The organism is Brachybacterium huguangmaarense (genome assembly GCF_025725725.1).
GTDB classification, from domain to species: domain Bacteria; phylum Actinomycetota; class Actinomycetes; order Actinomycetales; family Dermabacteraceae; genus Brachybacterium; species Brachybacterium huguangmaarense.
Map to the genome: position 1 here is coordinate 2,148,080 of NZ_CP107020.1, position 24,646 is coordinate 2,172,725.

The 24,646-nt window shown below is 72.7% G+C and carries 18 protein-coding genes and 1 tRNA gene; 7 read left to right on the plus strand and 12 right to left on the minus strand.

All coding sequences use genetic code 11. The features are described 5' to 3' along the window. Positions 1-5 precede the first annotated feature (5 nt). Both BRM3_RS09820 and BRM3_RS09825 read right to left on the minus strand, forming a co-directional pair. A complete protein-coding gene (locus tag BRM3_RS09820; protein ID WP_263593145.1) occupies positions 6-866 on the minus strand; it encodes a DNA-formamidopyrimidine glycosylase family protein in 861 nt (286 codons plus the stop codon). Further along, entirely contained in the window at positions 866-5,566 is a 4,701-nt protein-coding gene (locus BRM3_RS09825) for an ATP-dependent helicase (protein ID WP_263593146.1), read from the minus strand. The genes BRM3_RS09820 and BRM3_RS09825 overlap by 1 nt, the downstream gene beginning before the upstream one ends. A 251-nt stretch (positions 5,567-5,817) precedes the next feature. On the opposite strand from BRM3_RS09825, the gene BRM3_RS09830 reads away from it, so the two are divergent. Continuing rightward, positions 5,818-6,456, plus strand: coding sequence for a superoxide dismutase (locus BRM3_RS09830; RefSeq protein ID WP_263593147.1), 639 nt, complete (start codon positions 5,818-5,820; stop codon positions 6,454-6,456). Between the two features lie 312 nt (positions 6,457-6,768). Beyond that, complete coding sequence (locus BRM3_RS09835; RefSeq protein ID WP_263593148.1) at positions 6,769-7,290, plus strand: single-stranded DNA-binding protein; 522 nt, start codon at positions 6,769-6,771, stop codon at positions 7,288-7,290. A 16-nt stretch (positions 7,291-7,306) separates the two neighbouring features. Here the strand turns inward: BRM3_RS09835 and BRM3_RS09840 are convergent, their stop codons facing one another. Beyond that, positions 7,307-7,867: a PPA1309 family protein gene (locus BRM3_RS09840; RefSeq protein WP_263593149.1), complete on the minus strand. Its 561-nt coding sequence runs from the start codon at positions 7,865-7,867 to the stop codon at positions 7,307-7,309. A 235-nt stretch (positions 7,868-8,102) separates the two neighbouring features. Between BRM3_RS09840 and BRM3_RS09845 the strand changes: the two genes are divergently transcribed. From BRM3_RS09845 to BRM3_RS09855, 3 genes are all read left to right on the plus strand, one after another. Further along, entirely contained in the window at positions 8,103-11,072 is a 2,970-nt protein-coding gene (locus BRM3_RS09845) for a UPF0182 family membrane protein (RefSeq protein ID WP_263593150.1), read from the plus strand. 134 nt (positions 11,073-11,206) lie between these two features. After that, a tRNA-Met gene (locus BRM3_RS09850) sits at positions 11,207-11,280 on the plus strand. A gap of 73 nt (positions 11,281-11,353) precedes the next feature. Then, positions 11,354-12,010, plus strand: a complete 657-nt coding sequence (locus BRM3_RS09855; protein WP_263593151.1) for an SGNH/GDSL hydrolase family protein — start codon at positions 11,354-11,356, stop codon at positions 12,008-12,010. 25 nt (positions 12,011-12,035) lie between these two features. Here the strand turns inward: BRM3_RS09855 and BRM3_RS09860 are convergent, their stop codons facing one another. The 6 genes from BRM3_RS09860 to BRM3_RS09885 all read right to left on the minus strand — a co-directional run bounded on the left by BRM3_RS09860 (position 12,036) and on the right by BRM3_RS09885 (position 18,138). Beyond that, the gene (locus BRM3_RS09860) at positions 12,036-12,761 is read right to left on the minus strand and encodes a C2 family cysteine protease (protein WP_263593152.1); all 726 of its coding nucleotides are present in this window, start codon (positions 12,759-12,761) and stop codon (positions 12,036-12,038) included. A 56-nt stretch (positions 12,762-12,817) separates the two neighbouring features. Then, positions 12,818-14,038: a pyrophosphate--fructose-6-phosphate 1-phosphotransferase gene (locus BRM3_RS09865; protein WP_263593153.1), complete on the minus strand. Its 1,221-nt coding sequence runs from the start codon at positions 14,036-14,038 to the stop codon at positions 12,818-12,820. 181 nt (positions 14,039-14,219) lie between these two features. Further along, the gene (gene hisN, locus BRM3_RS09870; protein ID WP_263593154.1) at positions 14,220-15,014 is read right to left on the minus strand and encodes a histidinol-phosphatase; all 795 of its coding nucleotides are present in this window, start codon (positions 15,012-15,014) and stop codon (positions 14,220-14,222) included. Between the two features lie 65 nt (positions 15,015-15,079). Next, a complete protein-coding gene (gene rsgA, locus BRM3_RS09875) occupies positions 15,080-16,123 on the minus strand; it encodes a ribosome small subunit-dependent GTPase A (RefSeq protein WP_263593155.1) in 1,044 nt (347 codons plus the stop codon). A 7-nt stretch (positions 16,124-16,130) separates the two neighbouring features. After that, complete coding sequence (aroA, locus tag BRM3_RS09880) at positions 16,131-17,453, minus strand: 3-phosphoshikimate 1-carboxyvinyltransferase (protein WP_263593156.1); 1,323 nt, start codon at positions 17,451-17,453, stop codon at positions 16,131-16,133. Between the two features lie 4 nt (positions 17,454-17,457). Next, positions 17,458-18,138, minus strand: a complete 681-nt coding sequence (locus BRM3_RS09885; protein ID WP_263593157.1) for a hypothetical protein — start codon at positions 18,136-18,138, stop codon at positions 17,458-17,460. 327 nt (positions 18,139-18,465) lie between these two features. On the opposite strand from BRM3_RS09885, the gene BRM3_RS09890 reads away from it, so the two are divergent. Together BRM3_RS09890 and rsrA are read left to right on the plus strand one after the other, a co-directional pair. Then, positions 18,466-19,164, plus strand: coding sequence for a sigma-70 family RNA polymerase sigma factor (locus tag BRM3_RS09890; RefSeq protein WP_263593158.1), 699 nt, complete (start codon positions 18,466-18,468; stop codon positions 19,162-19,164). Continuing rightward, the gene (gene rsrA / locus BRM3_RS09895; RefSeq protein ID WP_263593159.1) at positions 19,161-19,469 is read left to right on the plus strand and encodes a mycothiol system anti-sigma-R factor; all 309 of its coding nucleotides are present in this window, start codon (positions 19,161-19,163) and stop codon (positions 19,467-19,469) included. The genes BRM3_RS09890 and rsrA overlap by 4 nt, the downstream gene beginning before the upstream one ends. Positions 19,470-19,551: 82 nt before the next feature. Here rsrA and BRM3_RS15160 read toward each other — a convergent pair whose 3' ends face one another. From BRM3_RS15160 to BRM3_RS09905, 3 genes are all read right to left on the minus strand, one after another. After that, positions 19,552-19,626, minus strand: a complete 75-nt coding sequence (locus BRM3_RS15160; RefSeq protein WP_396121923.1) for a 50S ribosomal protein bL37 — start codon at positions 19,624-19,626, stop codon at positions 19,552-19,554. Positions 19,627-19,918: 292 nt separating this feature from the next. Beyond that, positions 19,919-20,536, minus strand: a complete 618-nt coding sequence (locus BRM3_RS09900; RefSeq protein WP_263595438.1) for a GDSL-type esterase/lipase family protein — start codon at positions 20,534-20,536, stop codon at positions 19,919-19,921. A 90-nt stretch (positions 20,537-20,626) separates the two neighbouring features. Then, on the minus strand, positions 20,627-24,604 hold the full coding sequence (locus BRM3_RS09905) for a multifunctional oxoglutarate decarboxylase/oxoglutarate dehydrogenase thiamine pyrophosphate-binding subunit/dihydrolipoyllysine-residue succinyltransferase subunit (protein WP_263593160.1): 3,978 nt from the start codon (positions 24,602-24,604) through the stop codon (positions 20,627-20,629). Between the last annotated feature and the right edge of the window lie 42 nt (positions 24,605-24,646).

Sequence of the window (24,646 nt, forward strand, 5' to 3'; positions counted from 1 at the left end):
CGATTCTAGCGGTCGGTCATCGCCTGGCAGCGCGGGCAGACGTAGATCGAGCGGGTCTGCTGCTCGGGAGCGCGCGGGTCGCCGAGCTCCTCTCGCACGATCCGGGTGCGGCAGCGCCGACAGGGCTCGCGGGCGCGGCCGTACACCCACAGGTCCGCGCGCGGTCCCATCATGCCGCCCGTCGTGACGCGCACGGAACGGTCGCGGTTGACCAGGAGGAGGCGATGCGCCAGATCGACGAGGCCGGGCAGGTCCGTGCAGGCCGAGACGGGTGCGGCGGGATGCAGGCGCCGCAGGAAGCAGACCTCGCTGCGGTAGATGTTGCCGATCCCCGCGAGGTTGCGCTGATCCAGGAGCGCCGCGCCGAGCGTCCGCTCGGGCGCGGCCGCCAGGCGTCGCACGGCCTCGTCGCGGTCGGTCTCGGACCAGTCCGGGCACAGCAGGTCCGGCCCCAGATGCCCCACCAGGGAGTCCTCCTCCGCGGTGCGGACGAGCTCGACGTCCTGCACCTCGAAGGCGATCGCCCGTGCACGGCGCCCGTCCGGCCGCCGCGCCTCGAGCACGATGCGCGCCTGATGCGCGGGATCGCGCCAGCGCGGGGCGGCCGTGCCCTCGTCCCACGTGTCGATCTGCCAGCGCCCCTCCATCTTGAGGTGGCTGTGGAGCGTCAGGGCCTCCCGCGCATCTGACGTGGACAGACGGATCAGCAGATGCTTGCCGCGCGGGCGGACCTCGGAGACCGTCCAGCCCACGAGGTCGCGCGTGGCCAGCCGCGGCACGCGCAGATCGGCCACGTCGAGCCGACCGCCCGCGAGCGCCGCGTCGAGGCGACGGCACTGCCGGTACACCGAATCGCCCTCGGGCATCAGCGACCTCCCGCCCGCGCGCGGATCGATCGCGGGGAGCGGTAGCAGCCGGCCTCGCCGAGCGCGTCGACGATGTGCGCGACCTCCCCGTCGCCGATCGATCGTCCGTCGATCCGTTCGATGGACAGCAGCTCGACCACGGCGTCCGTGGTCACGGCCTCGACGAGGGTGCGCGCCACCGCCGGCGTCCGGTCGGCGTCGGCCCACCACAGCAGCGACTTGCCGCCCTTGTCGACGAACGCGGCGACGTGCCCGTCCCGCAGCACGACGAGGGCCCCGGCCCGACGCGCGGGCCGGACGGTCGTGCCCTCGAGCGGCTCGAGGGGCAGCGGCGGCCAGGGCAGGGCCGCGCCGTAGGGGTTCGCCGGGTCGGTCGCGGCGAGCACCGTGCTGCGCGACTCGACGATCCCCGTCTCCGACTCCCGCTGGCGGTCGCGCAGCAGATCCACGGCCTCGCTCGGCGCGAACTGGGAGGCGCCGAGACCGTCGACGAAGTACCCGCGACGGCACTGCCCGCCCTCCTCGAGGGCGGAGAGCACGCGGTAGACGGCCGCGAACGACCCCGGCACGTCCTCGACGCTCATCGCCCCTCGCGTGACCACGCCGTGCCGGTCCAGCAGCAGGGTCGCGACCGCGGCGGAGCGCGCAGCCGGCTCGACCGGGTCGACCCGCACCGCCGACCAACGCCCAGTCCCGGCGGGCCCCGCCGGCAGCTCGGCGACGGAGGTCGTCCCCGCGCGCATCATCGCGGCCGAGAGGCGGGCCGCTCCGCGCCGCGTGAGCGGGCGGGAGCGGCCCGTCGACCGCGAGGCGCGCTGCGGTGCGGGCCCGAGCGCATGGGCGCGCAGCGACTGGAAGGAGTCGTTGGTGAGGAGCGAGGAGAACGCGAGGTCCCACAGCGCCTCGGTCAGGCGCGGCGGGTCCACCGCCTCGCCCGCGTCGGCGAGGGCACGCAGGATCTCGCCGTGGCGCAGCGCGCCGGGGGATCGGCGCAGGAGCGCGAGCACGCGCCCGGCCACGGTGTCCTCCCCGACCGCCGCCGCAGCGTCCTCCACGGCGGCCGCGTCGAGCCCGAGGGGCAGGGCGTCGGTCAGGTGCAGGCGCACCCAGCCATCGGCGGCGCCGAGGCGGCCGTGACCCGTCCAGGTGACGTCCCCCGCGGCGAAGAGGGCGTCCAACGTGCCGGGCGCGTAGTCCGGGAGCCGCGCGGGCAGCACCTGGCTCTCCCACGCCGACAGGGGCAGCCCGATGCCCGTGAGCTGGTCGATCACGGAGAGCACGCCGTCGCCGCCGCGCCAGGCGGCCCGGTCGCGCCCGTGCCCATCGTCGCGGCGCAAGGCGAGGTGCTGCCAGGTGCCCAGGAACCGGGCGTAGACGTCGTGGGCCACCGGCTCGATCTCCCGGCGCGAGGCCGCGAGGCTCGCCCGCCGGATGCGCCGCAGCACCTCGGTGTCCACCCATTCGCCACCCTCGCGGCCGGGCGTGAACTCTCCGTGCGACAGCGCCCGGTCGGCGGTCAGCGCCTCGAGCGCCGCGCGGGCCACGCCGGGTGCGAGACCGAAGGCGCCCGTCGCCTCCTCGAGCGTGAAGGGACCCCGGGCCCGCGCCCACCGCGACAGCAGCTGCTCGACGGGCCGGGCGACGGGCTCGAGGTTCGCGCCGGCGAGGCCGGGCGGTAGGGCCACCCCGAGGGCGTCCCGGAGCAGCCCCGCGTCCTCGACCGCGGCCAGATGCCCGGTCCCGGCGATCCGCAGCTCGACGGCGCGGCGCTGATCGAGCAGCACGGTCGCGGCCGCCTCGATGTCGACCCCGTCCGCGGCCCGCTCGGCGCGCTCGGCGGCGGTCAGCGGACCCAGGCGGCGCAGCGCGTCGGCGAGGTCCTCCGGTCCTCGCAGGGCCCGCTCGGGGGTGAGCCCCGCCAGACGCTCGGCGACCTGGGCGATGACGTCGGCATCGAGCAGCTCGCGCAGGCTGACCGAGCCCAGCAGCTCCGCGAGCAGGGTCTGATCGAGCGCGAGGGCGGCGGTGCGCCGTTCGGCCAGCGGCGCGTCCGCGTCGTAGATGAACTGCGAGATGTACCCGAACAGCAGGGAGCGGGCGAAGGGCGAGGGCGCGGTGGTCTCGACCTCCCGCACCTGGACGCGACGGGCGGAGACCTGGCGCATGAGATCGACGAGCGCGGGCAGGTCGTAGACGTCCTGGAGGCACTCGCGCGCCGCCTCGAGCATGATCGGGAACTGCGGATAGGGGCGGGCGACGTCGAGCAGGCTCGCGGAACGCTGGCGCTGCTGCCACAGCGGGGCACGCGAGCCCGGGTCGCGGCGGGGCAGCAGGAGGGCCCGCGCCGCGCACTCGCGGAAGCGCGAGGCGAACAGGGCGGAGGAGCCGACGAGCCGGCGCACCTCGTCGTCGATCTCCTCGGGGGAGAACACGAACAGCTCGGCCGAGGGCGGCTCCTCACCATGGGGGATGCGCAGCACGATCCCGTCGTCGGCCGCCATCACCTGACCGTCCAGCCCGTAGCGCTCCTCGACCCGCGCGCCGACCGCGAGCGCCCACGGACCGGTGATGCGCTGTCCGAGCGCGCAGTGCAGCACGACCCGCCAGTCGCCGAGCTCGTCGAGGAACCGCTCGATCACCAGATGGTCGGGGCCCGGCACGACGCCGAGCGCCTCCTCCTGCTCGCGCAGATAGGAGACGACCGCGCCCGCGGCGTTCTCGTCGAGCCCGAGGGCCGCGAGCTCACGGTGCGCGGACTCCTGGTCGAGCTGGGCGACCTCGGCCTGGAACGCCGCGAGGGCGCGCCCCAGCACGGGCGGGCGGCCCACGCCGTCGCCGTGCCAGAACGGGATCCGCCCGGCCAGCCCGAAGGCGGGGGAGACCGTCACCCGGTCGTGCGTGATCTCCTCGATCCGCCAGCTCGAGGTCCCGAGCGTGATCACGTCGCCGCGCCGCGACTCGTAGACCATCTCCTCGTCGAGCTCTCCCACCCGACGGGCCTGGGTGTCCTCGTCGCCCGCCACGATGAAGACCGGGAACAGGCCCCGGTCGGGGATCGTGCCGCCGCTCGTGACCGCGAGGCGCTGGGCCCCGGGACGCCCCACGAGGGTCCCCGCCTCGCGGTCGTGGACCAGGCGCGGGCGCAGCTCGCTGAAGGCGGTCGACGGGTAGCGGCCCGCGAGCAGGTCGATCGTCTGGTCGAAGGCGGACCGGGGGAGCGCCGCGTACGGCGCGGCCGAGCGCACCAGGTCGAACCACTGCTCGACGTCGAGGTCGTCCATGGCCGCGGCCGACACGGTGTGCTGGGCCAGCACGTCCAGGGCGTTGCGGGGCACGGCGAGCGGCTCGATGCGCCCCGCGAGGGACTCGCGCACGGTCACGGCGGCTCGGACGACGTCCGCGGCGTGCAGCGGGTGGACCACGCCGCGGGAGACGGCGCCGACATCGTGCCCGGCGCGGCCGATCCGCTGCAGCGCGGAGGACACCGAGAAGGGGGACTCGACCTGGATCACCAGATCGACCGCCCCCATGTCGATCCCCAGCTCGAGCGAGGAGGTCGCGACCACGCAGCGCAGCCGCCCCGCCTTGAGCTCCTCCTCGATGCTCGCCCGGTGCTCCTTGGACATCGAGCCGTGGTGCGCGCGGGCGATCTCCTCCGCCTCCGGGTCCGCGCTCTCGGGCAGGTCGGGGTCGGTCGCGGCGAGACGGCGGGCATGCAGACGGTTGAGCTTGCCGGTGAGACGCTCGGCCTGGCGTCGGGAGTTGGTGAACACGATCGTCGAGCGGTGGGCGACCACCTCGGCGTACACGGCGCGCTCGACGTGGGGCCAGATGGTGCCCGACACGTCGTCCTCGTCGACCGCGTCGGGCGGCGGCTCGATCGTCGCGAGGTCGGCGACGGGCAGCGTCACGCGCACGTCCCACCGCTTGGCCGACGGCGGCCGCACGACGCCGAGGCCGCGCCCGCGCCCGCTGCCGGTGAGGAACGCGGCGACCTCCTCGACGGGCTCGACCGTGGCCGACAGCCCGATCCGCTGAGCGGACCGCTCGGTGAGCGCGTCGAGACGGGCGAGCGAGAGCGCCAGGTGCACGCCGCGCTTGGTGCCGGCGACCGCGTGGATCTCGTCGATGATCACCGTGTCGACGGTCGCGAGGGTCTCGCGCGCCGCCGAGGACAGCAGCAGGAACAGCGACTCGGGGGTCGTGATGAGGATGTCCGGCGGGTGGGTCGCGAGCCGGCGGCGCTCGGCGGGCGGCGTGTCGCCCGTGCGGACGCCGACGCTCACCGGGCGGTGGTCCAACCCGAGCCGCTCGGCGGCCCGGAGCGTGCCCACGAGCGGGGAGGTCAGGTTCCGCTCGACGTCGACGCCGAGGGCTTTGAGCGGGGACACGTAGAGCACCCGGGTGCCGCGCCGCTCCGGCTCGGCGGCAGGGCCCTGGGCGAACTGCAGGCGATCGATCGCGCTCAGGAAGGCGGCGAGGGTCTTGCCGGACCCGGTGGGGGCGACGACGAGGGTGTCGTCCCCGGCCGCGACGGAGCGCCAGGCTCCGTCCTGGGCCGGGGTGGGCTCGCCGAACGCCTCGGCGAACCAGGTGGCCGTGGCGCGGGAGAACAGCTCCGCCGCAGGGCGCTCCGAGTGCGCGCCCGGCGACGAGGGCGCGGCTGCCCGCGCGGTCGAGGTCTCGTCGCGGCGGGGCATGAGGACATTGTGGGCGAGACCCCTGACGAACGGCGGCACGGTTCCTCCCTCGGCGTAGCCGAAGCCGCGGGGCAGCGGTGCGCTCGGGTCCGCCGCAGCTGGGTCCGGCGCGGTGACCAACGGCTCCGGGGTCGCCCGACGACCACCTGGACGGTCCCCCCGAGACATCCCCGGGTGATCGTGGCAGGATGGACAAGGCCCGGGGCCCGTCGATCCGGCCCTGGAAGAGTCAACAGAAAAGGATGGATGACATGGCGGGTAACACCGAGTACACGCTCCCCGATCTCCCCTACGACTACAGCGCTCTCGAGCCTGCGATCTCCGGCAAGATCATGGAGCTCCACCACGACAAGCACCACGCGACGTACGTCAAGGGCGCCAACACCGCGCTCGAGAAGCTCGCCGCCGCCCGCGAGTCCGGGGACTTCGGCACCATCAACCAGCTGTCGAAGGACCTCGCGTTCAACCTCGGCGGCCACGTGAACCACTCGATCTTCTGGACGAACCTCTCGCCCGAGGGCGGCGACAAGCCCGAGGGCGAGCTCGCCGCCGCGATCGACGACCAGTTCGGCTCGTTCGACAAGTTCCGCGATCAGTTCTCCGCCGCCGCGCTGGGTATCCAGGGCTCCGGCTGGGCGATCCTCGCCTTCGACTCGATCGCCAAGAACCTCGTCATCGAGCAGTTCTACGACCAGCAGAACGGCATCCCGGTCGCGACCGTGCCGCTGTTCCAGCTGGACATGTGGGAGCACGCCTTCTACCTCGACTACCAGAACGTCAAGGCGGACTACGTCAAGGCGATCTGGAACATCGTGAACTGGAAGAACGTGGCGGAGCGCTTCGAGAACGCTCGCACCAACACGCAGGGCCTGGTGACCCCGGGCGCCTGAGCCCGTGTCGCCTCGGCGCGCGCGCCGCGCCTGAATCCTGCCGTCGACGGCCGGTCCCTCCACGGGGCCGGCCGTCGCGCATGTCCGGACCCGACGGGAGGCCGCGAGCCCCCGAACCCCGACCGGGACGACGACGGCCCTTTCCGCGCCGTCCCTCCCCACGTCGCACTCGTCCCCATCGCGCCGCGCGCCCTGTGCCGTCGCGCCGCGCGCCGCCAGGGTGGGTGCATCCGGTGCGGACCGGAGGCCCGGGTGGTCCGGGCGAGGCCGCGGCGCGCGAGGGCGCCGCGGCACGGACGAAAGGGAACGGCCATGCGCGAACTGCGGACGACGGCGATGGGCAACGTCGCCAAGGACATCACGATCCATGAGTACCCTGACGGCGGGGTGACGGCGATCATCCGGCTCGCTGTCACCTCCCGCTACTACGACCAGGGCTCCAAGGACTTCACCGACCGCAAGACGGAGTTCATCACCGTGTACGCGCGCCGTGCCCTCGCCCGCCACGTCGGGGCGTGCGTGCACAAGGGAGATCCGCTCATCGTGACGGGCCGGCTGTCGACGAACGAGTGGGAGCGCGAGGACGGCAAGCCCGGGCACTCCCTCGTCATCAACGCCGAGGCGATCGGGCACGATCTCACCTTCGGCGCCTCGGAGTACACGCGCAGCCCGCGCCGCCGGGACGAGCCGGACATCGACGAGAACACCGGCGAGATCATCTCGACGACGACGGGCTCGCTCGTCGGGACGGCCGCCGGGGGCGAGGACGGGGGAGCGGGGCTGGTCGATCCGGAGCGCGATCCCGCCCTCGCGGACGCCGGCGCCCCCTTCTGAGCAGGCCGGGGCTCGGCTACCGGAGGGTGCTCTCGCCCTCGCCGAGGCTCTCGGCGAGGGCGTCGGCGAGGTCGGGCACCAGATGACTGCCGAGCGCGTAGTCACGGCGGCCGCGACCGCGCACGGCGCACCAGGTGCCGGCGTCCCTGTCCGTCCGGGCGGCGACGACCGCGCGCACGGCGCCGTCGCCGAGCCGCTCACGGGCCTGCTCCGACGAGCCCTCGGTGACGCGGACGGCGTCCAGATCGCACGCCACGACACCGCCGACGGCGATGTCCGGCCACACGACCTCGGCGAGGGCGTGCAGCGGATCGTGCACGGCGGGCACGTCATCGATCTCGATCGGCGTCAGGTGGTGCGGATCGGCCTCGGCCGCCTCCCGCGAGGCGTCGTCCAGGAGCGCACCGAAGGAGGGCTGGCTGCGGATCAGCGCCCCCGTGTCGACGAGGGCGAACCACCGCGGGGCGGCCAGCGGGGCATCGCCGACGTGGCGGGCGACCTCGAGGACCGCGGCGGCCAGGGCGGCGGTGGGGGCGTCGAGCGCGTCGCCCGGGGCGGAAGCTGAGTTCTCGGCCATGGGTGTGTCCTGTCACAATGGAGGAGCCGGCGCGGATGCGGCGGCATCACTGTACCCGGACCGGTCGTGCCCGACGGGCACGCTCCTCGGGTCGGCGACGACGTCGGCCCAGGGTCCGGTCCGCCCCGGCAGCGCAAGGATCCCCGTGAGCTTCTCCATCCCCATCGGTGACGCACCTCAGCCCGCTCCGCGGCGCCCCGCGACGGGAGGGCGGCGTCGCCGTCTCTCTCCCGCGGTGATCACAGCGGTCGTGATCGGCGCGCTGCTCGTGGTCCTGCTGCTCATGTCCGAGCTCGTGACCCGGTTCCTGTGGTTCGACCAGCTCGGCTACGACCGGGTGCTCATGACCTCCTGGATCGCGCAGGGCGTCCTCTTCCTCATCGGCGCGATCGCCTTCGCCATCCCGCTGTACGTGAGCCTGCGCATCGCCTACACGCGCCGGCCCGTCTACCCGCCGGTCACGCGCGAGCAGGAGGCGCTCGAGCAGTTCCGCAGCGCGGTGGACCCGCTGCGCCGCGGCGTCACGATCATCGCCCCCATCGTCGTCGGCCTCTTCGGCGGCCTCGCCGCCTCGCGGTCCTGGCAGGAGGCGCTGCTGTTCATGCATCCGCAGAGCTTCGGGACCGCCGACCCGATCTTCGGCAACGACGTCTCGTTCTACGTGTTCACGCTCCCGATGATCGACCTCGCGCTCGCCTTCGCGCGCTTCGTGTGCCTGGTCGCCCTGATCGGCGCGATCATCGGCCACTTCGTCTACGGCGGCGTCTCGTGGGACCAGTCCGAAGGGCTCGGCGTGACCCGCGCCGCCCGCCGCCACCTGGGCGTGCTCGCGGCGCTGTACGTGCTGCTGCTCGGCGTCTCCCACTGGTTCGAGCGCTACGGCCTGCTCACCGGGAGCCACTCGCGCTTCGACGGCGCCTCGTACACCGACGTGCACGCGATCCTGCCCGCCAAGACGATCCTGGCGATCGCGGCGGTCATCGTCGCGGCCCTGTTCGTGCTCTGGATCTTCCGCGGCGACTGGCGGATCCCCGCGATCGGGGCGGGCCTCATGATCCTCGCGACCCTCGCGGTCGGCACCGCCTATCCGTGGCTCATCCAGCGCTTCCAGGTCACCCCGAACGAGCGCTCCCTCGAGCAGCAGTACATCCAGCACAACATCGACGCCACCCGCACCGCCTACGGCCTCGACGACGTCAACGAGATCGGCTACGAGGCCGCGACCGACGCCACGCCGGGCGCGCTGCGCACGGATGCGGACACGGCCGCGCAGATCCGTCTGCTCGACCCGTCGGTCGTCTCGCCGACCTTCGGCCAGCGCGAGGCGAACCGTCGCTACTGGGGCTTCGACGACGTGCTGTCCGTCGACCGGTACAAGATCGACGGCGGCCTGCAGGACACCGTGATCGGCGTGCGCGAGCTGCGGCCCGACAAGCTCGACCTGTCGGAGCAGTCCTGGGTCAACCAGCACATCACCTACACCCACGGTTTCGGCGTCGCAGCGGCCTACGGCAACCATCGCAGCGCCGACGGCGAGCCCGACTTCCTCGAGTCCGGGGTGCCCGGCCAGGGAGCGCTCGGGAAGTTCGAGGAGCGTGTCTACTTCGGCAAGCACTCGCCGGACTACTCGATCGTCGGCGCGCCCAAGGGCTCCGACCCGCAGGAGTTCGACTATCAGGCGGGCACGGGCGACACGACCGCCGGCACCCAGATATCCAACACCTTCGCCGGTGACGGCGGCCCGTCGCTCAGCAACTGGTTCGTGCGCCTGCTGTACGCGATCAAGTTCCGCGACCCCAACGTCGTGATCTCCTCGTACGTCAACAGCGACTCGCAGGTGCTGTACGACCGCAACCCCGAGCAGCGTGTGCACGCGGTCGCGCCGTTCCTGTCGCTCGACTCGGGCATGTACCCCGCGGTGGTCGACGGCCGCCTGGTGTGGGTGGTCGACGGCTACACCACCACCACGCAGTACCCGTACTCCCAGAGCATCGGGCTGGACGACACGATCCGCGACTCCCAGACGGACCCCTCCGAGACCAGCTCGCTGCGCAGCTCCGAGGCCAACTATCTGCGCAACGGCGTCAAGGCCACGGTCGACGCCTACGACGGCTCGGTCACCCTGTACGCGTGGGACACCGACGACCCGATCCTGAAGGCGTGGCAGCAGGTGTTCCCCGGTGAGATGAAGAGCATCGACACCGTCAGCGGGGACCTCATGCAGCATCTGCGCTACCCCGAGGACCTGTTCAAGACCCAGCGCACCGTGCTCGCGCGCTACCACGTGACGAGCGCCAACGAGTTCTACGGGCAGCAGGACTTCTGGCAGATCCCGCCGGATCCGACCAAGGGGGCGACGACCGCGGCGGACGGCACCACCCAGCAGCGCGAGGCGCAGCCCCCGCACTACCTGACGCTCCAGATGCCCGACGAGGACTCGCCGCGCTTCACGATGTCCTCGAGCTATGTGCCGGCGGAGGGCCAGCAGGTGCTCTCGGGCTTCCTCGCGGTCGACTCCGAGACCGGCGACGCGGCGGGCAAGCCGGCGGACTCCTACGGCAAGCTCACGCTGCTGACGCTGCCCGCCTCCAACCCGGTCAACGGGCCCGGTCAGGTGCAGGCCACGTTCAACTCCGACCCGGCGGTCTCGCAGGCGCTGAACCTGCTGAAGTCCGGCAACTCGGAGGTCATCAACGGCAACCTGCTCACCCTGCCGATCGGCGGCGGCCTGCTGTACGTGCAGCCGGTCTACCTGCAGTCCTCGACGGCCGGCGGCGGCACCCAGTACCCGCTGCTGCAGATGGTCCTGGTCTCCTTCGGCGAGAAGATCGGCTTCGCGCCCACGCTCGACCAGGCCCTCGACGAGGTCTTCGGCGGAGACTCCGGCGCCAACGCCGGTGACGCCGGCGTGAGCGCCGAGGGACAGGCGGGCGCCAAGGACACGTCCACGGGCGAGACGACGACGGATGAGGACCAGGGCGCACCGTCGCAGGACGCCGGGGACGCCCAGACCCGCCTGGACCAGGCGCTGGCTGACATGCGGACCGCCGAGGACGACGCCGCGGCGGCGATGCAGGCCGGGGACTGGACCAAGTACGGAGATGCCCAGACCCGCCTCGGCGACGCCCTGGACCGCGCCGTGGCCGCCAACCAGGAGCTCACCGGGAGCGGCGCCGGGCAGGCCAGCGACGGGGGAGGGAACTGACGCCGCACACGGTGCGCGAGCGGTGCCGTGAGGTTCGCGGGCGCCGACGTCGCAGGTCAGACCGCGCGTAACGCAGTTCACGTCGCCCCCGATTGGACATCGGGGGCGACGTGGGCCTACTGTGGAGAAGTCGCCGCGGGGTGGAGCAGTTCGGTAGCTCGCCGGGCTCATAACCCGGAGGTCGTAGGTTCAAATCCTGCCCCCGCTACGAGATGAAGGCCCTCGATCAGGAAACTGGTCGGGGGCCTTCGCCTATGCTCACCCGATGGCACAATTCCCGCATGAGCGAGCACGCCCCCCGATCCCGCACCTTCCTGTTCATCGGCGACTCCGTCACCGCCGGTCGCCGTGAGGAGGACCCCGAGGACCTCGGCTTCGGCTACGTGCGCCTCATCGCCGAGCACGTCGCCGCGCACGAGCCCGCCTCCCGCGTCGTCAACCGCGGCCGCGGCGGCGACCGGGTGCGTGACCTCGCCGCGCGCTTCACGGCCGACTGCCTGGACCTCGACCCCGACGTCGTGACCATCGCCGTCGGTGTCAACGACACCTGGCGGCGCTTCGACCAGGACGACCCGACGGACGACGACGACTTCGAGGCCGACTACCGCTTCCTGCTCGACCAGCTCTCGGCCACCCGTCCCGCCGCCCCGGTGCTGCTCGTCGTACCCTTCGTGACCGACGTCGATGCCGAGCGGGCGGCCTTCCACGCGGACCTCGATCCCAAGGTCCATCGTCTGCGCTCCCTCGCGCACGAGTTCGGGGCGACGCTCGTCGACGCCGAGAAGACCATGCACGACGCCCTCGCGGACGGCCACACGCCGCAGACCCTGGCCCCCGACGGCATCCATCCCACGGTCGCCGGGCACCGCCTGATAGCCGACGCCTGGCTCGACGCGTTCCGCGACGAGGAGCACCACCAGCATCACCACCGGGAGTGACCCGTCCGGCCCCGCGAGCCGAGGCTCAGCGCCGCACGGTCGCGACGGTCCGGTCGAGCGAGAGAAACCCGCGGCGGAAGGTGCGCGCGTCCACGGTCAGCACGTCCTCGGGCCGCCACGGGTTCCTCAGACGCACGTGCCCCGTCACGGGATCCGCACCGACGACGGCCATCACGTGGTCCCGGGGGAGCGGGCCGTGCTCGGTGCGCACGAGCGGGCTCGCGGGATGGGTCGAGGCGACGATCGCGTGCCCGGCCCGCAGCCACTCGTCGATCGACGACGCCGGGGGCAGGCGCAGGTGGGTGCGCACCGGGAGGCCCGTCAGCACGGCCAGTCCGGACCGGCCGAAGCCCCGGGCGAGAACGCGGTACGAGCCCGCCACGTGCAGCGCGGCCGCCTTCTCCACGATCCCCACCCACCCGGGCGCGGCACCGGCCTCGCGAGCGTAGGCCCACCGGCCCTGCGCCGTGACGGGCATCGTGCGGTCCACGAGCACCCGCACCGGGCGTCGGCGCTCGTACAGGGTCACGGCCCAGGTGTCTCCGGGGCCGGGAGCCAGCAGGTGCCGGCCCGCGGCGGGGTCGGCCTCGTGCACGGCCAGCAGCGCGGCCACCACCCAGCAGTCACCGAGCACTCCTTGGCGCGGGCGGCGCGTGCGGTCCAGGGCCGAACGGTCCTCGCGCCACCCGGCCGCGCCGGGACCCAGCGCAGGGCTCTCGACGCCCTGTGACGCGCGAAGGCGCCGGCCCACGCCTCGCCTCGCGAGGACGTGGAGCCGGCGCCTCCACATGACGGGCCCTGCGGCGCTCAGTGCTGGGCGGCGGGCTCGATCTTCTGGCCCACGCGCTCCATGACCTTCTGGAACCACGGCTGGGAGATGTCGAAGGCCTTGTGGCCGGCGATCCGGTCGAACTCCACGGCGCGCAGCACGTCGCCGCGCTCCTCGTCGTGCCCGATCACGCCGGTGCCGCCCTCGAGGGCGACCTGCACGGCCAGGTCCGTCATCGACTGGATGAGCCGCAGATCCGCCTGGTTGGCCTTGGCCGAGCGGGCGAAGTAGCCCGACTTCTGCACCATGACCTTCTCGGCGCCGAGCTTCTCGGCGAACTGCTTGGCGAACCACTGGCCGGGGTTGATGGTGTCGAGCTTGACGTGCCCGAACGGGTCCATCTCCGGCTCCTCGCCGCGGGACTGCATCTCGGCCACGATCTCCGGGATGCCGGCGCCCTCGGACAGGAAGATGTTGACGCAGTCATGGGTGTCCATGATCGACTTCAGGCGCTCGGCCTCGGCGTCGATGTCGAGCGCCATCTCGGGCAGGAACACCGCGTGCACGTCCCACTTCTCGCCCGACAGCCCGATCTCGGGCAGCCACTCCTGGCGGTCGTGCCACTGCTGGTAGTACTCGGCGGCCTGCGCGGTGAGGTAGCCGCACGCACGACCCATGATCTCGTGCACGATCAGCATGCGCGGGTTCGAGCCGTGCTCGGCGATCACGTTCTGGGCGAAGATCGAGGTCTGCTCGGCCGCGGTCATGGCGCCGAGCGACTGGCGGATCGGCACGATGTCGTTGTCGATCGTCTTGGGCAGGCCCACGACCTGCAGCTCGTAGCCGTTGTCGTGGAGGTACTGGGCGAGGTCGGCCGCGGTGGTGTTGGTGTCGTCGCCGCCGATCGTGTGGAGCACGTCGACGCCGTCCTCCTTGAGCTTGTCGGCTGCCACCTCGAGGGCGTCCTCGCCCTCCTGGATCAGGCCGCGCTTGACGAGGTCGGCCGTGTTGGTGAGCTTGACGCGCGAGTTGCCGATCGGCGAGCCGCCGAAGTCGTGCAGCAGATGCGCCTTCTCCCGGACCACGTCGTCGACGACGATCTTCTCGCCCGACAGCAGCCCCCAGTAGCCATGGCGGTAGGCGATGATCTCGACGTCCGGCACCAGCGCCGTGTAGCGCTCGACCAGGCCGCCCACGGCGGAGGACAGGCAGGGGGCGTAGCCACCGGCGGTGAGCAGAGCGACGCGCTTGACGGTCATGGAGTGCAGCCCTTTCGGATCGGTGCACGGGACGCGGCGCGCACGGGCGCGCCGATCCCGAGGGGAACGGCCCGAGTCTAGCGGCGGCGCCGGGGCGATGCCCGGGCGGTTCGTCCGCGACGGGGTGCTCGGCGCTCGCGGGCCTGGGCGCGGGGCTGCTCAGGGCCCGCGCAGGGGCTGCTCAGCGCTCGCGCGGGGCGAGCGCGGCGAGCGCCTCCTCGTGCAGGAGCGAGTTGGAGGCCATCGCGTTGCCGCCGAAGGGCCCGTTCTCGCCGTCGAGGGAGGTGAAACGCCCGCCGGCCTCGGTGACGATCGGCGCGAGGGCCACCATGTCGTGGAGGTTCAGCTCGGGCTCGGTGGCCATGTCGACCGCTCCCTCCGCGACGAGCATGTACGACCAGAAGTCCCCGAAGGCGCGCGTGCGCCAGCAGCGCTGCATGAAGTTGAGCATCTGCGGCAGGCGGTCGGTCTCGGCCCAGGCGTGCAGCGAGGAATAGGACAGGAAGGCGTGGTCGAGCTCGGCCACGTCCGAGACGTGGATCTGCGTGGCCGAGGAGAGCCGCGACCCGGTCCAGGCGCCCGAGCCCTGGCCGGCCCACCAGCGGCGGGACAGGGCCGGTGCGGAGACGAGCCCGACGACCACCTCGCCGTCCTCGATGAGCCCGATCAGGGTGGCCCACACGGGCACGCCGCGCACGAAGTTCGCCGTCCCGTCGATGGGGTCGATCACCCACTGCCGCGGGGAGTGCCCCGTCGAGCCGAACTCCTCGCCGATCACCTGGTCGCGCGAGCGGGCGCGGGCGAGCTGCGCACGGACCAGCTGCTCGGCGGCGCGATCCGCGTCGGTCACCTCGGTCAGGTCGGGCTTGGTCTCGACGCGCAGGTCCTGCGCCTTGAAGCGCGACATGGTGAGCTGGTCGACCGCGTCGGCGAGGACGTGGGCCAGGCGGAGATCATCGGCATAGGCGCTGGACATGGGCATCACTGTACGGGCCCGCGGGCGCCGGGGCGCACAGCGCCACAGCTCGCAGACGCCGCGCCTCACGCCTCCCAGGGATCGTTGCGGCGCAGGGCCTCGGCCAGGCGCCGGTAGGACGCCAGGCGCGAGGGGCCGGCCGTGCCCGCCCGGCCCTCGGCGACGGCCTCGTCGAGCGCGCAGTCCGGGGCGTCGGCCAGATGCGTGCAGCCGCGGGGGCACTCCTCGGCGAGCGGCGCGAGGTCCTCGAAGGCGTCCATCAGCTCGTCGGGGTCGACGTGGCCGAGGCCGAAGGAGCGCACGCCGGGCGTGTCGATCACCCAGCCGCTGCGGTCGGGCAGGCGCAGCGCGAGCGCCGAGCTCGACGTGTGGCGCCCGCGCCCGGTCACGTCGTTGACGGCTCCCGTGGCGCGGTCGGTGCCCGGCACGAGGGCGTTCAGGAGGGTGGACTTGCCCACCCCGCTGTGGCCGATGAGCACGCTGATGCGGCCTTCGAGCCGCGCCCTCAGCTCGTCGAGGCCGGCGATCGTGCCGTCGGGGTCGACGTGGGTGACGACGTGGTCGACGCCGAGCGGCGCGTAGTCGCGCAGGAACTCGTCAGGCTCGCGGAGGTCCGCCTTGGTCAGCGCCAGCAGGGTGTCGATGCCGGCCACGTACGCGGCCACGAGGCAGCGGTCGACCATGCCCGGTCGCGGCTCGGGGTCCGCGAGCGCGGTGACGATCACGACGAGGTCGACGTTGGCCACGAGGGGCCGCTCGGTCGAGTCGTCGTCGTCGGCGCTGCGGCGCAGGAAGGAGCTGCGTTCCTCGATGCGCACGATCCGGGCCAGGGTGTCCTTGGCGCCGCTCGTGTCCCCCGTCAGGGCCACGACGTCGCCCGGGACCACGGGGGAGCGCCCCAGCTCCCGGGCGCGCATCGCGGTGACCTCGCGCTCGTCGGCACCGCCCGCGTCGACGACGGTGCGCCAGCGTCCCCGGTCCACGGCGACGACCCGGGCGGGCACGGCGTCCTTGTGGGCGGGGCGCTCCTTCGTGCGGGGCCGCGAGCCGCGAGGGTTGGGGCGGATCCGCACGTCGGACTCGTCGAGGTCACGGCCGCGGCGGATCACGGGCGCGTCACCACGTCAGGCCGGCCGGCGCATTCGTGTGGAGCATCGACAGCCACATCCCCACGAAGTCCGGGAGCGTCTTCTGCGTGGTCTGCACGTTGACGACGCGGACGTCCGGGACCCGCAGGCCGATGATCGCGCCCGCGGTCGCGAGGCGGTGGTCCTCGTAGGTCTCGAACACCGCCCCGTGCAGCGGCCTGGGATGGATCTCGAGGGATCCCGGGTGCTCGACGGTGCGTGCGCCGAGCCGTTCGAGCTCGACGGCGAGCGCGTGGACCCGGTCGGTCTCGTGGCCGCGCAGATGCGCGATGCCTCGCAGGTGGCTGGGGGAGTCGGCGAGGACCGCGAGGGCGGCGACGGTGGGGGTGAGCTCCCCGACCGCGGAGAGGTCGGCGTCGATCCCGTGGATCGCACCGATGCCGGTCACGCACAGGTCCGCGTCCTCCCGCTCGACCTGGCCGCCCATGCGGGCCAGCAGCTCGCGGTAGGCGTCGCCCGGCTGGGTGGTGCGCTCGGGCCAGTCGGCGATCGCGATGGTGCCGCCCGCGACGAGGGCCGCGGCCAGGAAGGGACCGGCGTTGGAGAGGTCGGGCTCGACGACCACCTCGCCGATCTCGACGGGTCCCGGGGTGACGCTCCACTCGTGGGCGCCCGTCTCCGTCACGTGATGGGACGCCCGGACGCCCGCCCGCTCCAGCACGGCGAGCGTCATCTCGACGTGCGGCAGCGACGGGAGCGAGGAGCCCGTGTGGCGGACGACGAGCTCGGTGTCCGCGCGGGCGCCGGCCAGCAGCAGGTTCGAGACGAACTGGCTCGAGGCCGAGGCGTCGATCTCGATGACGCCGCCCGGCAGGTGCCCGCGGCCGTGCACCGTGAACGGCAGACGCTCGGGCGCACCGTGCTCGGTGACCTCGACGCCCAGGGCGCGCAGGGCGGCGATCACGGGGCCCATCGGGCGCACGAGCGCCGCGTCGTCGCCCGTGAAGCGGACGTCGCCGTCGTGCAGCGCGGCGATCAGCGGCACGAAGCGCATGACCGTCCCGGCGAGCCCGGTGTGGACCTCGACGGGCCCTGCCGGCGCGCTCTCGTCGATGCCCTCGACGTGCAGGGCCCCGGGCTCGGCGATGAAGCGGGCGCCGAGACGCTCGAGCGCGTCGCGCATGATGCGGGTGTCCCGCGAGTTGAGCGGCTCGCGCAGCGTCGTCGGCGACGACGCGAGCGCGGCCAGCAGCATCCATCGGGCTGTCAGCGACTTCGACCCCGGGACGCGCACGAGAGCGTCCACGGGGCCCGTCGCCACCGGGGCGGTCCAGGTGACCTCGGCCGACACCTCGTCAGCCGAGCTGGTCGTGGACGGACTTGGCGGCGTGGTCGAACGCCTTGGAGGCGCTCTTCTGCAGCTCGTCGGCCTTCTTGCCGGCCTGCTTCTGGAACTCGCCCGCCTTCTTGCCGGCCTGCTTCTGCAGCTTCTCGGCCTTCTTGCGCACATCGGACTTCTTGACCTTGCGGCCCAGCTTGTCGGCGGACTTCTCGAGCTCGCGCTGCTTCTTGGCGGCGCTCTTCTGGCCGCGCTCGACGAGGCGGTTGACCCGGTACCCCACGGAGGGGCTGCCGTCGGTGTCGGCGACCGCGAGCAGCACGCCGCCGAGCAGGCCGGCGTCGGTGAGGATCGACTGGATCTCCTGGATCCGCTCCTCGCCGCGCAGCTCCCAGACCTTCTTGCGGTTGGCGATGCCCACGGAGGTGGTGGCCAGCAGCAGGGCCGCCGACAGGCGGGGCGCGCGGTTGGTGGCGTACATGATGCCGGCGCCCGCGGCGACGACGCCTGCGCCGCGCACGATCGCGCGCGCGTCGACGGCCTTGGGCACCGAGGTGTTGGCGAGCGCCTTGTCGACCTGCCCGAAGGCGGCGGGCGCGACGTCGATCTCACGCTCGGGGTGCAGAGCCGTGCGCACCCCCTCGAGGATGAAGGGGGCGGCGATCAGCGGGCGGGCGATGCGTCGGATCAGCGACATGGTGTCCTCACGTTCATGGTCGGAAGGCGGGGTGACCCCGGACACGGCCAGGTTATCGCCTCCCTCCCGGAGCCGCGACGGCGTCCCGCCGCCGACGGCATCGGGAACACCGCAGAGGCATCGTGCGTTGCACCGGGCGGAGCCGAGGAGGCCGTGACCGACCGAGCGGTCGCCGTCGGCTCCACGACGACGGACGACACCGGGAGCCGAGGAGGCAGGCACGTGACGGCAGTGCTCGAGACGCCCGTGGCCGCGCGCTCCGCACGCCGGCCGCGCTCGCACCCCTTCCCGGGGCGGCCCGAGCGCGGTGGCGTATCGTCGGGCCCGATGAGCACCACCGACCACTCCGCCGGTCCCGCGGCGCCCGACGACGCCGCGACGTCCGCCTCGGGCGAGCCCGCAGCGGACGACCTCGGGCGCGCCCCGGAGGCCCGGCCCGACGCCGCCGACTTCGACTTCGAGGCCGAGGCGCTCGCCCACCTCGACTCCCTCTACGGCGGCGCGCTGCGCATGACGCGCAACCCGCAGGATGCCGAGGACCTGGTCCAGGAGACCTTCCTCAAGGCGTTCCGCGCGCGCGACCGCTTCACGCCCGGCACCAACCTGCGCGCGTGGCTCTACCGGATCATGACGAACACGTACATCTCGTCGTACCGGTCCAAGCAGCGCCGGCCCCAGGAGTCCTGGAGCGAGGACGTCACCGACTACCAGCTCGCCGAGGCCGGCTCCCATTCGAGCGAGGGCCTGCGATCGGCCGAGGCCGAGGCGCTCGACCGTCTCCCGGACTCCGCCGTCAAGGAGGCGCTCGCCTCCCTGCGCGAGGACTACCGGATGGCGGTCTACCTCGCCGACGTCGAGGGCTTCGCGTACAAGGAGATCGCCGAGATCATGGAGACCCCGATCGGGACCGTGATGTCCCGGCTGCACCGCGGGCGGCGCCAGCTGCGCGAGCTGCTGGCCGACCACGCCCGCGAGATCGGGATGGTGCGGGACGAGAGCCGGTCCCGTCGGGAGGAGACCGCATGAACGACCGTGAGCAGCGCCCGCGGGCCGCAGAGGACGAGGCCGCGGGCCTCTACGCGCTCGAGGAGGCGCTCGACGGCGAGCTGTCGCCCGAGCTCGCCGAGCGCCTGCAGCGTCACCTCGAGACGTGCCCCGAGTGCGCCGAGGAGGTCGAGCGGGTGCGCCGCATGAAGGCGCTCGTGCGCCGCTGCTGCGCGGCCGACGCCGCGCCGCCGGCTCTGCGTGAGCGCATCGCGATCGAGTACCGACGCGTGACCGTGACCACCTACCGCACCCGGAGCCGCGAGGGCGGCGCCCCCGCCTCCTGAGGCCCCGCCGCAGCGGTCACCGGACGACCAGAAAGGCCCCTCCCGTGCGGGAGGGGCCTTTCTTCGGCTCATGGGCCACGGCTCAGGCGTTGGGGCGCTTGCCGTGGTTGGCGCCGTTCTTGCGACGGGCCTTGCGCTTGCGACCGCGCTTGCTCATGTCGGCTCTCCTTCCTTCGCCGCAGCGGACAACCCCGCTATTGTGCCACAGCCCCCGGGTCTCCCGGTCGCGGCGACGGGGCTCGGACACGTGCCGTGCCCCACGCCCGGGGCGTGCCCGGGCACGAAGGTCGTCGGTGCCGATGCGGCAGATGCCCGCTGGCGGACCGAGATCGGACGCCGACGGTCCGCCACCGGACTCATCGAGGCCGGTCGTGGGACCGGAGGGCCCGGGTGGGACAGGAGACACGGGTGGCACGGGCTGGACGGGCGCGCCCGGGCACTGGCGGTGCTCAGTCCTCGACGCCGAGCCAGCGCCCGAAGCCGCCGTGCAGCACGAGCCAGGCCATGAGGCCGTAGCCCGTCTGGGCGGGATGCTGGGCGCCCGTGCGGGCGAGGTCGGTGACCCACTGGTCGTGGCCGTCGAGCGCGTCGACCGTGTCGACGTACGGGACGCGGCGCCGTGCGCACACGTCCTCGAAGGCGCCCGACAGCTCACGGATCGCGGCGGTGCGGCCGCGATCGCTGCTGGGCGGGGGACCGACCACGAAGGCGGCGATGCGCTGGCGCTCGAGGCCGTCGAGCACCTTGGCGAGGTTCAGGCGCGACCGGGCCAGCGAGATCCCGCTCGTCACGTCGCCCGAGCCGAGGCCGATCACGACGCGGTGGTCGAGCGCCCCGGTCGCCATCCCCTCGGAGTCGATGCGCGGCGCCACGTCCCGGTCCCAGCGCTCGGCGAGCGACGCGGAGGTGTCGCCCGGCAGGGCGACGGGGAACATCTCGATCCGCGCGTCGGGCCCCTGCACCCGGGCGACCGCCCGCCCGAACCAGCCCAGGGCGCGCGCGTCGCCGATGCCGGCGAGCAGCTCGTCGCCCAGGGCGATCAGGCGGATGCGGGGAAAGACGTGCATCGTCTCGGACACGGGGCCTCCTCGGACTACGTGCTCGTGGGCAGGGGACGGGGCCGCCACTGTACCCAGCGGCGGCCTGCGTCCGGATGATCAGTTCGCGAAGGCGCGTTCGACGATGTCGGCCTGCTCCGCCTTGTGGACGCGTGCGCTGCCCGCGGCCGGGGAGGCCGAGGCCGGACGCGCCACGTGGCGGATCGGCCGTCCCACCTGCTCGGTGAAGTTGACGGCCATGAAGCCCCAGGCGCCCTGGTTGGACGGCTCCTCCTGCACCCAGCGCAGCTCGGCGTCGGGGTAGGCGGACAGGGCCTGGGTGAGCTCCTCGGCCGGGAGCGGGTAGAGCTGCTCGACGCGCACGAGAGCGGTGTCCTGGATGTCCTCCGACGCGCGATGCGCGGCGAGGTCCCAGTGCAGCTTGCCGCTCGTGAGCAGCACCTTGGTCACGGATGCCGGATCGGCCTGGGTGTCGGGGATCACGGCGCGGAAGCCGCCCGACGTGAACTCCTCGACCGGGCTGACCGCCGCCTTGTTGCGCAGCATCGACTTGGGTGTGAAGACGATCAGGGGGCGGCGCGGCTCCGACTTCGCCTGCCGGCGCAGCAGGTGGAAGTAGTTGGCCGGGCTCGACGGGTTGGCCACCCGCATGTTGTTCTCCGCGCACAGCTGCAGGAAGCGCTCGATGCGGGCCGACGAATGGTCGGGCCCCTGGCCGTCGTAGCCGTGGGGCAGGAGCAAGACGACCGCCGAGTTCTGGCCCCACTTCTGCTCGGAGGAGGAGATGAACTCGTCGATGATGGTCTGGGCGCCGTCGACGAAGTCGCCGAACTGGGCCTCCCACAGCACGAGCGAGTCGGGGCTCTCGACCGAGTAGCCGTACTCGAAGCCGAGCGCCGCGAACTCGCTCAGCGACGAGTCGTACACGTTGAAGCGGGCCTGGTCGTCCGAGAGGTGCAGGAGCGGGGTCCAGGTGTCCTGGTCCCGGTGGTCGATCAGCACGCTGTGGCGCTGGGTGAACGTGCCGCGGCGCGAGTCCTGGCCGGCCAGGCGTACGCGCGTGCCCTCCATGAGCAGCGAGCCGAAGCCCAGCAGCTCCGCGAACGCCCAGTCGATGCCGCCCTCGTGCGCCATCTTCTGGCGCTTGCGGATGAGCGGCTCGAGCTTCGGGTGGACCGTGAAGGAGTCGGGCATCGCGACGTGGGCGTCGCCGATGCGCTCGAGCACGCTCGCGTCGACGGCCGTGTCGACGGGCTCGGACGCGTGGTGCTTGCGCTGGGCCGCGGGCAGGTCGAGCCCGGCCACCGAGTTCTTCGACGACGAGCCGGACTCCGAGCGGGACGCCGAGAACGCCTCGTCGAGGTGGTGCTGGAAGTTGCGCACCACGTCCGCGGTCTCGTCCTCGGTGAGGTCGCCGCGCTCGATCAGGGCCTGCGTGAACAGCTTGCGCACGCTCGGCTTCTCCTCGATGAGGGAGTACATGAGCGGCTGCGTCATCGACGGGTCGTCGCCCTCGTTGTGGCCGCGGCGGCGGTAGCACACCATGTCGATGACGACGTCGCGACGGAACTTCTGGCGGTACTGGAAGGCGATCTCGGCGACCCGCACGCAGGCCTCGGCGTCGTCCCCGTTGACGTGGAAGATCGGCAGCTGGGTCGCCTTGGCGACGTCCGTCGAGTAGTACGACGAGCGCGACGAGCTGGGCTCGGTCGTGAAGCCGATCTGGTTGTTGATGACCACGTGGACCGTGCCGCCCGTGCGGTAGCCGCGCAGCTCCGAGAGGTTGAGGGTCTCGGTGACGACGCCCTGGCCGGCCATCGCGGCGTCGCCGTGGATGAGGATCGGCAGCACCGGGAACTCGCTGCCGGCCCGGTTCAGGCGGTCCTGCTTGGCGCGCGTGATGCCCTCGAGCACGGGGTTGACCGCCTCGAGGTGTGAGGGGTTCGCGGCCAGGTACACCTTGGTGGTCACGCCGTCGCGCGAGGTGTACGTGCCCTCGGTGCCCAGGTGGTACTTGACGTCACCCGAGCCGAGGCTCGAGCTCGTGCCCTCGAACTCCTGGAAGATCTGGCCGTAGCTCTTGCCCGCGAGGTTGGACAGCACGCTCAGCCGGCCGCGGTGGGCCATGCCGATCGTGACCTCGTCGATGTCGTGGTGGGCCGCGTCGTGCAGGAGGGAGTCGAGCAGCGGGATGAGCGACTCGCCGCCCTCGAGCGAGAAACGCTTCTGGCCGACGAACTTGGTCTGCAGGAACGTCTCGAACGCCTCGGCGGCGTTGAGGCGGTCCATGATCCGGGTGAGGATCTCCTTGGACATGGGCGGGCGCGGCGTCTCGAACTGGTCCTGGAGCCACTGGCGCTCCTCGGGGTCCGTGATGTGCATGTACTCCACGCCGACGGTGCGGCAGTACGCGTCGCGCAGCACGCCCAGGATGTCGCGCAGCGTCATCGTGGAGGTGCCGCCCAGCCCGCGCGTGGGGAAGGTGCGGTCGAGGTCCCACAGGGTGAGGCCGTAGGTCTGGACGTCGAGATCCGGATGGGTGCGCTGACGGTAGCGCAGCGGATCGATGTCGGCCATCAGGTGCCCGCGCACGCGGAAGCTGTGGATCAGGTCCACGACGTGTGCGAACTTCTCCTCCGGCGAGTCGTGCAGGGGGTTGTCGGGCACCCAGCGCACGGGCTCGTAGGGGATGCGCAGCGACTCGAACACCCGGTCGTAGAACCCGTCCTGGCCCAGCAGCTTGTCGGCCACGATCTTGAGGAACTCGCCCGAGGCGGCGCCCTGGATGATCCGGTGGTCGTAGGTCGAGGTGAGCGTCATGACCTTGGAGATCGCGAGGTCCGCGAGGGTCTCGGCGCTCGCGCCCTGGAAGGGCGCCGGGTAGGTCATCGCGCCGACGCCGACGATCGTGCCCTGGCCCTTCATCAGGCGGGGGATCGAGTGCACGGTCCCGATGCCGCCGGGGTTGGTGAGCGAGACCGTGGTGCCGGTGAAGTCGTCCATCGTCAGCTTGTTGCCGCGGGCACGGCGCACGACGTCCTCGTAGGCCTTCCAGAAGCCGCGGAAGTCGAGGTGCTGGGCCCCCTTGATGCTCGGCACCACGAGGGAGCGCGAGCCGTCGGGGCGGGGCATGTCGATCGCGAGGCCGAAGTTGATGTCGGCCCGGCGCAGCATGACGGGCTTGCCCTTGTCGTCCACGTCGAAGCCGTTGTTCATGTCCGGCATCTCGGTGATCGCCTCGATCATCGCGTAGCCGATGAGGTGGGTGAAGGAGACCTTGCCCTGGCGGGCCCGCTTGAGCTGGTTGTTGATGACCGTGCGGTTGTCGAACAGGAGCTTGACGGGCACGTCGCGCACGCTCGTCGCGGTCGGCACGCTGAGCGACTCGTCCATGTTGCGCACGACGGCCGCGGCGGGGCCGCGGAGCTTGACGACCTCGGGCTCGATCGGATCGGGGCGGGGCGGGGCCTCTTGCGGGGCACGGGACCGCATGGGGCGGTCGGACGTGCTGGAGACCGTGGGCGCGGGGGAGTCGCTGGCAGTCATGGGAGCGGTGTGGTCCTTGGAGGGCGTCGCGGCGGGGGCGGAGGTGCGGGGCGTGGGGGCGGAGGTGGAGGTGGTGCTGCGGGACGTCGAGGCGCTCGGCTTCTCGGCGGTGGTCCTTCCCGCGGCGGACGCCTCCGCGGCAGGGGCGGACGGAGCCGCGGGGGCGCTCGCGGCGATCGTCGAGGGGGCGGCGTCCGGGTTCGTCTGTCGCGCCTCGGCCCTCTCGGCGGGGGCCGAGGGCACGTCCGCGGCGGGAGCCGGCGGCGCGGTGTCGGCCGGACGCTCGTCCCGCGCGGTCGTGCCTCCCTGATCGACGGGCTCGGGGGACTGCGGGGCGGGGTCGGGACCGGGGGTCGCGTCGTCCGGGCGGGGCTCCTGCGCGGCGCGGCCGCGGAAGAACTCGGCCCACGACGGGTCGACGCTCGAGGGGTCCTCGGCCCACTGCCGGTGCAGGTCGTCCACGAGCCACTGATTGGGGCCGAACTCGGGGTCGGAACCGGAGAGATCCTGATCGTGTGTCTGCTGTGACACGCTCTGATCGCCAGCCTTCTGGTGTTCTCGAAAGTGGGTGCG

Bases quoted from the DNA above. Each gene is read 5' to 3' on its own strand.
- BRM3_RS09840 (WP_263593149.1), bottom strand. From the start codon at position 7,867: ATGGCCGAGAACTCAGCTTCCGCCCCGGGCGACGCGCTCGACGCCCCC.
- BRM3_RS09885 (WP_263593157.1), bottom strand. From the start codon at position 18,138: ATGTCGCTGATCCGACGCATCGCCCGCCCGCTGATCGCCGCCCCCTTC.
- BRM3_RS09830 (WP_263593147.1), top strand. From the start codon at position 5,818: ATGGCGGGTAACACCGAGTACACGCTCCCCGATCTCCCCTACGACTAC.
- BRM3_RS09835 (WP_263593148.1), top strand. From the start codon at position 6,769: ATGCGCGAACTGCGGACGACGGCGATGGGCAACGTCGCCAAGGACATC.
- BRM3_RS09890 (WP_263593158.1), top strand. From the start codon at position 18,466: ATGAGCACCACCGACCACTCCGCCGGTCCCGCGGCGCCCGACGACGCC.
- BRM3_RS09820 (WP_263593145.1), bottom strand. From the start codon at position 866: ATGCCCGAGGGCGATTCGGTGTACCGGCAGTGCCGTCGCCTCGACGCG.
- rsrA (WP_263593159.1), top strand. From the start codon at position 19,161: ATGAACGACCGTGAGCAGCGCCCGCGGGCCGCAGAGGACGAGGCCGCG.
- BRM3_RS09825 (WP_263593146.1), bottom strand. From the start codon at position 5,566: ATGCCCCGCCGCGACGAGACCTCGACCGCGCGGGCAGCCGCGCCCTCG.
- BRM3_RS09865 (WP_263593153.1), bottom strand. From the start codon at position 14,038: ATGACCGTCAAGCGCGTCGCTCTGCTCACCGCCGGTGGCTACGCCCCC.
- BRM3_RS09900 (WP_263595438.1), bottom strand. From the start codon at position 20,536: ATGCACGTCTTTCCCCGCATCCGCCTGATCGCCCTGGGCGACGAGCTG.
- BRM3_RS09855 (WP_263593151.1), top strand. From the start codon at position 11,354: ATGAGCGAGCACGCCCCCCGATCCCGCACCTTCCTGTTCATCGGCGAC.
- hisN (WP_263593154.1), bottom strand. From the start codon at position 15,014: ATGTCCAGCGCCTATGCCGATGATCTCCGCCTGGCCCACGTCCTCGCC.